The sequence below is a fragment of the Streptomyces sp. NPDC055078 genome (assembly GCF_053607985.1).
In genome coordinates this window covers 1-6750 of sequence record NZ_JBSGUP010000449.1, presented here as the reverse complement: position 1 = coordinate 6750, position 6750 = coordinate 1, and the positions used below count along the sequence as shown (strand labels likewise).

Below are 6750 nucleotides of genomic sequence, written 5' to 3'. Positions count from 1 at the left end.
GCCCCCGGGACGTACCGCTCCGGCCATCGGGCCGGAGGTGTCGACGTGCACCGCGGCCAGGTGGGGTGATCCCACCCGCCGAGGGGGTGCGTCGGCGGTGTCCGCGCCCGGGCCAACCGCGGGGCCGGCTGTGCGTGATCGCCGGCAACCTCACCGGCCGGTCCTGCCTGCCTGCCACGTCAGACGCTCTGGCATCGGTGAGGCCGGCGGTGTGGGCGACCATGCCGAAACCCTCCGATCAGATGGCGCGGCCGCCGGCGGGCCAGAACCGGGCGCGGACGTTCTTCTTGAGGACCTTGCCGCTCACACTGCGGGGCAGTCGGCCGACGAAGACGACCTCCTTGGGGGTCCGTACTCCGCCGAGGGACTCGCGGCACAGGGCGATGAGCCACTCCGCCGTGACCGACCGGCCGGGTCTGAGCTCCACGACGGCGGAAACTCCGCTGCCCGGGCCGGCCGGCGAAGCTAGCCTCTCGCCATGATCTGGAACGAAGGACGCCTGCTGGCCCTGGAGATCGACGCGAACTACGGCCTCGTACCGGACCCGGACGCCCCTCGGGCAACCCTGCGGGATCCATCCGTGCTCGCGGTGTGGGCATGGTCCCCCCACGCACGTCTCCTGGCACTCGCTCCCGGACTCGCGCTCCCCGGCTCCATCGACGGCATGGAGCCGATCGACGGCATGGAGCAGGAGTACAGCGCCGGCCGGCTGCCCGACGCACTTCACCGTCTGGTCGCATCCCTCGACGACCGGACGGTGTCCGTGGAAGGCGGCCCGTGTTTCGTCTTCCCGGACCGTCTCGCCGTCCCGGACCCGGCCCCGCTCCCCGTCATCCCCTCCGGCGCCGACGGCCGGAGCACCGCTCAACACCTGATCCGGCCTGACAACTGGCAGCCCGACGAGTGGAACGAACTGATCAACGGGCGCATGGGTGAGTGGGCCATGGCCGTCCACGGCCGGGAGCCGGTGTCGATCTGCTTCACACCCGCGTCGAACGCCACCGCCGCGGAGGCAGGCATCTGGACCCGCCCCGACTTCCGCGGCAAGCGCCTCGCACCGGCCGTCGTAGCCGCCTGGTACCAGCGTGAGCACCGCAACAGGACCGTGCTCTTCTACAGCACCACCGCGGACAACCACGCCTCTCAATCGGTCGCCCGCACTCTCGGCCTCACCCCACTGGGCTGGATCTGGACCGCACGTCACAAGGCAAACTGAGGCCCTGGAGCCCTCGGGCCTTCGGTCGGCGGCGGCCGGCGTCTGGCCCCGCGGGTCCCGGCGGTCAGCCGGAGGAAGAGGAGGAGGAGACGAAGACCGGTGTGGCAACGAGCACCCCGTCGCTCTGGAACAGCGGCTTGGCCAGGAAGTCCATCCGGACTTCGTCCGACGCCAGCACACCGGGCGCCAGCAGGCTGTCGGCGGCGGCTTCCCAGGACAGTCCCGGTGGCTCCTCGGTCCTTCTGCGCGCGCTGTCCGCGTCCTGTCTCAGGTACTGGAGGAGGTAGTAGTCGAGGCCGTGGTCCGTCGCCGCTTCCCAGGTGGTGTCGACGAGACCGTCCGGGGAGCCGATCAGGGCGAGTTTCACCCCGTCCACGACGCCGGCGAACACGGCCAGTTCGGCGGCGTAGTCGCGCAGCACACCGTGGCGCAACCATGCGCTGTCCCTTACGTAGCGGCCGGGAGCGGCCACGGTTCCCATCCACTCCCGGCGCCTCATCAGACAGCCGCTGAGGAGCAGAGCCCCGGCGGCGCTCCGGCGGGCCGCACGCCTGTCGCCGGCCTGCCGGAGGCCCACGGCGGCACCGGCCGCTGCCATCCTGATCCTCGCTTCCAGCAGGCGACGGTGCGGCAAGGGTATGTGCGGCGCGAGAGCCCCCGGCCCGGTCCGCGACAGGTACAGGTGGCGCGGCGACGAGCCGTGCCCGCCGCGCCCGGCACTGCCCGGCATGAATCCCCACCCTTCGCGTGGACGACCGATCCTGTCTCCGCGCCACTTTCCCGTATCACGGTCCCGGGCGGGAGGACCCGGCCCGCACGGGATGGGCTACGGCCCGTCGCCGCCGGCGGCGCGGGCCTGGACCAGACCGGACTCGTATGCGGCGATGACGGCCTGGGCTCGGTCACGGACCCTCAGTTTGGCGAAGACGCTGGTGATGTGATTCTTCACGGTCTGGACGCCGATCCGCATGGTCCGGGAGATCTCGCCGTTGTCGAGCCCCGAGGCGATCAACCGCAGGACCTCCACCTCCCGAGGGGTGAGTTCGGAGAGGTCGGTGGAGAGGGTCGGTTCGGTGATGAAGGTGGCGATCAGGCGGGTCAGCATCCGGGGAGCCACCACGGCCTCACCGACGTCGACCGTATGCAGGGCCGAGGCCAGTTCCTCTGGGGACACGTCCTTCGGGAGGAACCCCGATGCTCCCGCACGCAGGGCGCGGATGACGTACTCGTCGATGTCGAAGGTGCTCAGCGCGAGCACCCGGCACTCGGGCAGTTCGGCGGTGAGGCGTTCGGTGGCGCGCACCCCGTCGAGCACGGGCATGCGGATGTCCATCAGGACCACCCGGGGGCGCAGCTCGTGGGCCGCGGCGACTGCCTGTTCGCCGTCGCCGACTTCGCCGACGACCTCGATACCGGGTGCGGACCGCAGGATCAGGGCCAGGCCCCGGCGGACCAGGGGCTGGTCGTCGGCGATGAGTACGGTGATGGTTCCGGAGCGGTCCGCCGGCGGGGCGGCGGTGGCTCGGGGGTCGGCCGGGGTGCCTCCGGCAGGGGTGGCCGGTCTCATCGCACCGTACTCCTCGATCATCGTCATCATGGCGGGGGCAGCGGCACCGTCGCCGCGACCCTGAAGCCGCCCTCCTCGCGGCGGCCGGCTTCCAGTGAGCCCCCGTGCACGGCGACTCGCTCACGCATTCCCACCAGACCGTATCCCCCGCCCGGCGTGCCCCGCGCCCGGCGGGGGCCGGTGCCGGTGCCGTCGTCGGTGATCTCCAGGGTGATACGGCCGGGCAGATAGACGAGGTGGACGTCCGCGGAGGCGCGGCCCGCGTGTTTGCGGATGTTGGTCAGGGCCTCCTGGGTGATCCGGTAGAGGGTGAGGCCGACGGTCGTCGGCAGCGGGTGCTGCTCGCCGGTGACGAGGAGCCGGGCGGGCAGACCACTGGCCCGGGACTCGGTGATCAGTCCGTCGATGTCCCCGACGCCCGGCTGTGGCTGCGACGGTGCTGCGTCGTCGATGCCATCGCCACGCAGCACGCCCAGCATCTGGCGCATCTCGCGCAGCGCCGCGCGGGCCGACGCCTCCAGGGTGACGAGGGCTTCCCGGGACGTCTCCGGGTCCTGTGCCAGATGGGTCCGCGCACCTCCGGACATCAGGTACATGGTGGTGATGTGGTGCGCGACCACATCGTGGAGTTCCCGCGCGATACGGCGCCGCTCCTCGGCCACCACGCGCTCGGCGAGGAGTTCCCGGTTGAGGTCCACGTGCCGGCGCCAGTTTCGGACCCACAGCGCCAGGCCGATGACGACGATGAGGCCCGCGGTCTCTCCCACGATCTCCAGCGGGGCCACGCCGTTCCACACACCGCGGAGGACCTGGACCGGCAGGGCGGCCACCCAGGCGAGCGCCGTGGTGCGTGGCGGGCAGACCCTGGCGACCGCGTACATGGCGAAGAGGGCCGGGACGCCGTTGCCGTGGGATACGGGCACCGCGAGGCTCGCGACGGTCAGGAGCGCCAGTACGGCGGCGAACGCCCCCAGGGGATGGCGCCGGCGCACCAGGAGCGGCAGGGCGGACAGGGTGAGCAGGGCCACGCCGACGGGGGAGATCTCCCTTCCTTCGGACCAGCTCGATCCCGCGTAGTCGAGGAACTCCATCGCGGCGACGAGAGCGACCAGGACGTCGTTGCGCAGCCAGCGGAGCGCCGGGGACATCACCCCGCGCTCGTCCGCGAGCCGCCGCCACCGCGATCGGTCCGGCCGGGTGCCACGGGGCCGGGCGGCGGGCGCGGTACGGGGGGCGGGGCCCATCCGGGCGCCTCCTTCACACAGGGGAACGGGGTACGAGGGCGATGGTCAGGCCCCGTCAGGAACGCGCCGTCGGCGCACTCCGGAGCGGGTGCCGCGCACCTCCGGGCAGGAGTCCGCGCCTTCCCGGGCAGGAGTCCGCGCCCGCCTCGTGGGATGCGGCGCGGTCCGGTCGGGTGACCGGACCGCACCATCGTCCGGTCCATCGCATCACATCACACCGTCGCCGCCGTCCTCACCAGGGACGACACCCGCCCAGGACCATGGTCCCGGGTCCCCCGCGCCCCGGACCCCGGTCCCGGTCGAGGCCCCTTCCCCCGGCCGATGCCTCAGCGGGGCCGTCCCTGATGGGCTGTGGAGAGTCCGCGAGGGCCCATGAAGCCGACTTCCGAGAGAAGAAACATGATTCGCAGTCTGACAGCGTTCGCCACCCGTCATCGGTGGTGGACGATCATCGTCTGGACCCTCCTGGGTGCGGCGCTGACCCTCGTGGGGAAATCCATGATGTTCAGTGTCACCGATTCTCAGGCGGGTGACTTCCTGCCCAGGGGCTACGATTCGGCTGCGGCTCTGAAGATCGCCGAGGACAAGTTCGACGCGAAGCCCGACGGAAACGCGGCAACCGTCCTCGTCGCCAGGACCGACGGGAAGAAGCTGACCTTCCAGGACCGGAAGGAGATCAGCGAAACCGCCACTGAGCTGGGTAAGCGTCGAATCGTCGCACCCAGGCCCGAGCCGCTGATGAAGGACCACTCCCAGACCCCTCGGGTCGGCGTGGCCACGGTCGCTCCCGACGGGACCTTCCAGCTGCTCTCGGTTTCGGTCACCGGGAACATGAGCGACCCCGGACTCCAGGACGTCTACCGGGACTTCCGTGACACCGCCGAGGAGGAATTCGGCGAGATAGGCATGCGCGTCGGATTCACCGGCGGTATCGCCGGCACCGTGGACACCGTGGAAGCGGGGGAATTCCGCGAGAAGGTCATCGGCGTCCTGACGATGGGGCTGATCGTCCTCCTGAACGTGGTGGTGTTCCGGAGTGTGCTCGCCGCGCTGCTGCCGCTGATCGCGGTGGCGCTGATCGGTGGCGTCGCCGCCGGGGCGGTGGCGGGGTCGGCGGAACTGTTCGGCATCAAGCTCGACGCGTCCGTACCGTCCCTGATCACCGTCGTCCTGCTCGGCATCGGCATCGACTACTTCCTCTTCCTCCTCTTCCGGTTCCGTGAGCAGTTGCGCAGCCACCCCGAGCAGGACGCCGTCACGGCGGCGGCAGCGACGGCGGGCCGGGTGGGCAACGCCATCCTGTCGGCGGGGCTGACGATCGTCGCCGCGTTCGCCACCCTGGGGGTCGCCAGTTTCGGGCAGTTCCGTGTCCTCGGTCCGGCCATCGCCGTCTCCGTGCTGGTGATGCTGCTGGCGAGCCTCACCCTGATGCCTGCGCTGCTCGCGGTCAGTGGTCGCGCGATGTTCTGGCCCGCCAGGGCCTGGAAGAAGGAACGGCCCGGCGGGTTCAGCGCGCGCCTCGGGCTGGCGATCACCCGGCGGCCGGTGCGCTGTGTCATCGGCAGCCTGGCCCTGCTCGGGGCGCTGTCGGCCGGTGTGCTCGGTGTGAAGATGAGCTACGACCAGGCCGGGCAGCCCAGGACCGAGGCCGTCAGGGTGGCCGCGGAGATCTCCCGCAGTCTGCCCGCCGGTGCCACCGACCCGCACACCGTGTACGTCCGCAGCGACGCCGGCCCCCTGCGGGGGGACGCGCTGTCCGCGCTGGCCGGCTCGCTCGCCAGGGCCGAGGGGGTGGGGCAGGTGGCCCCGCCCGCCCTGAACCCCGACCGCACGGCCGCCCGCATCGATGTGATCCTGTCCGTCAAGTCCGACACCCAGCAGGCGCGTGACCTGGTGTCCGGCCCCATCCGATCCGCGATCGAGCGGAACACCCCGGCGGACACCGAGGCGCACATCACGGGAACGGCCGCCGTCTTCGCCGACATCGCGACCGCCGTGGAGAAGGATCTGCGGCTGGTCTTCCCGATCGCGGCGGCCCTGATCGCCCTGATCCTGTTCCTCCTGCTGCGTTCGCTGCTGGCGCCCCTGGTACTCATGATCGCGGTGGGGCTGGGGTTCACGGCGACACTCGGTGCGGGCACGCTGGCCTTCCAGCATCTGCTGGACCGGCCGGGTGTCTCGTTCACCCTGCCGCTGGTGCTGTTCCTCTTCGTCGTGGCGCTGGGCACCGATTACAACATCCTGATCAGCGACCGGATCAAGGAGGAGATGGACAAGCCGGTCCCCGTGCGGCACGCCGTGGCCGAGGCGGTGCGTCACACCGCACCGGCCATCGCGACCGCCGGTCTGGTGCTCGCGGGTTCCTTCGCCAGCCTGGTCGCCAGCCCGGCGACCCAGGAGGTCGGCTTCGCCACCGCCCTGGGCATCGTGCTGGCGTCGTTCGTGCTGTCGATCGTGCTGGTACCGGCGGTGGCCGTGCTGCTGGGCCGCGGCCTGTGGTGGCCTCGGCGGCCCGGCCGGACCGCCGCCCGCCCTGCCTCGGAGCACCCGGAGGTCCCTCCGTACGACGCACAGGTTCCTGAGGTCCGTCCGGTTCACCCGCCGGGCCGCTGATACGGGGACGGCACACCGGGCCGGCCGGCCGTACCGGGGAGGGAGCGCCCGGTGCGCGGCCGGGGCCCGGTGGCGGCCGGCCCCCGGCCGGGACGCGGCCCCCGGCAGGT

The 6750-nt window shown here is 71.7% G+C and carries 6 protein-coding genes; 2 read left to right on the top strand and 4 right to left on the bottom strand.

The annotated features are described in order from the left end of the window. Positions 1-238: 238 nt before the first annotated feature. Positions 239-574 (bottom strand): AMP-binding enzyme, encoded by a 336-nt coding sequence (locus ACWF94_RS28955; protein ID WP_453494787.1) that lies wholly within the window; start codon positions 572-574, stop codon positions 239-241. Between ACWF94_RS28955 and ACWF94_RS28950 the strand changes: the two genes are divergently transcribed. Continuing rightward, entirely contained in the window at positions 479-1216 is a 738-nt protein-coding gene (locus tag ACWF94_RS28950) for a GNAT family N-acetyltransferase (protein WP_453494785.1), read from the top strand. The genes ACWF94_RS28955 and ACWF94_RS28950 overlap by 96 nt on opposite strands. Positions 1217-1280: 64 nt before the next feature. Here the strand turns inward: ACWF94_RS28950 and ACWF94_RS28945 are convergent, their stop codons facing one another. The 3 genes from ACWF94_RS28945 to ACWF94_RS28935 all read right to left on the bottom strand — a co-directional run bounded on the left by ACWF94_RS28945 (position 1281) and on the right by ACWF94_RS28935 (position 4027). Beyond that, positions 1281-1814, bottom strand: a complete 534-nt coding sequence (locus ACWF94_RS28945; RefSeq protein ID WP_453494782.1) for a DUF7019 family protein — start codon at positions 1812-1814, stop codon at positions 1281-1283. 228 nt (positions 1815-2042) lie between these two features. Then, positions 2043-2783 (bottom strand): response regulator, encoded by a 741-nt coding sequence (locus ACWF94_RS28940; protein ID WP_453494779.1) that lies wholly within the window; start codon positions 2781-2783, stop codon positions 2043-2045. Between the two features lie 26 nt (positions 2784-2809). Further along, positions 2810-4027, bottom strand: coding sequence for a sensor histidine kinase (locus ACWF94_RS28935; RefSeq protein WP_453494776.1), 1218 nt, complete (start codon positions 4025-4027; stop codon positions 2810-2812). Positions 4028-4426: 399 nt separating this feature from the next. Here ACWF94_RS28935 and ACWF94_RS28930 point away from each other — a divergent pair, with 399 nt between their 5' ends. Continuing rightward, the gene (locus ACWF94_RS28930; RefSeq protein WP_453494773.1) at positions 4427-6640 is read left to right on the top strand and encodes an MMPL family transporter; all 2214 of its coding nucleotides are present in this window, start codon (positions 4427-4429) and stop codon (positions 6638-6640) included. The last annotated feature ends 110 nt before the right edge of the window (positions 6641-6750 follow it).

Excerpts from the sequence above, each read along its gene's own strand:
- ACWF94_RS28950 (WP_453494785.1), top strand. The coding sequence starts at position 479 with ATGATCTGGAACGAAGGACGCCTGCTGGCCCTGGAGATCGACGCGAAC.
- ACWF94_RS28945 (WP_453494782.1), bottom strand. The coding sequence starts at position 1,814 with ATGGCAGCGGCCGGTGCCGCCGTGGGCCTCCGGCAGGCCGGCGACAGG.
- ACWF94_RS28940 (WP_453494779.1), bottom strand. The coding sequence starts at position 2,783 with ATGAGACCGGCCACCCCTGCCGGAGGCACCCCGGCCGACCCCCGAGCC.
- ACWF94_RS28935 (WP_453494776.1), bottom strand. The coding sequence starts at position 4,027 with ATGGGCCCCGCCCCCCGTACCGCGCCCGCCGCCCGGCCCCGTGGCACC.
- ACWF94_RS28930 (WP_453494773.1), top strand. The coding sequence starts at position 4,427 with ATGATTCGCAGTCTGACAGCGTTCGCCACCCGTCATCGGTGGTGGACG.